This is a genomic window from Campylobacter concisus, assembly GCF_002913545.1.
GTDB classification, from domain to species: domain Bacteria; phylum Campylobacterota; class Campylobacteria; order Campylobacterales; family Campylobacteraceae; genus Campylobacter_A; species Campylobacter_A concisus_AV.
Window position 1 is genome coordinate 1 of record NZ_PPBR01000092.1, and the last position, 551, is coordinate 551.

1 pseudogene is annotated in these 551 nt (G+C 33.8%); it reads left to right on the top strand.

Features of this window, described 5'->3' with window-relative positions:
* Positions 1 to 16: 16 nt before the first annotated feature.
* Positions 17 to 551: pseudogene (locus CYP05_RS05635) on the top strand (Ppx/GppA family phosphatase); the annotation flags it as partial.

Sequence of the window (551 nt, forward strand, 5' to 3'; positions counted from 1 at the left end):
CATCGCAAACGTGAGCATGCTGGAGCTAAATAAATTTCCTATAAAAAAAGATAGAGACGACACCATTAGAGAGGGTGCACATATCTTTTTGGCCCTCGCCAAAGCTCTGAATGCCAAAAATATTATAACAAGTGGGGTTGGCGTAAGAGTGGGGGTGTTCTTGAAAGATTTTTTACGCTCTAGCCTTAAATTTCCACAAAATTTTAATCCGAGTATCAAAAGTTTGCAAGATCGTTTTATATTATTATGCAATAAATCGGTAACAAGATATGCAAAAGATATATTTATGGTATTAAAAAAGCTTCATAGTCTAAGTGATAACTATCTTGAAGTGCTTTTAGTTGCTGCAAAACTTCACAATGTAGGTCAAGAGATTGGCTTTTATGGCGATCATAAAAACTCAGCTTATATAGTCTTAAATGCCTTAAATTATGGCTTTTCGCATGAACAAAAAGCATTGATTGCAGTAGTAATTGGCACAAACGGAAAGAAAAATATATATGAATTTGAGCGATATAAAAATTTACTTCCAAAAGCCGAGTGTATAAGAT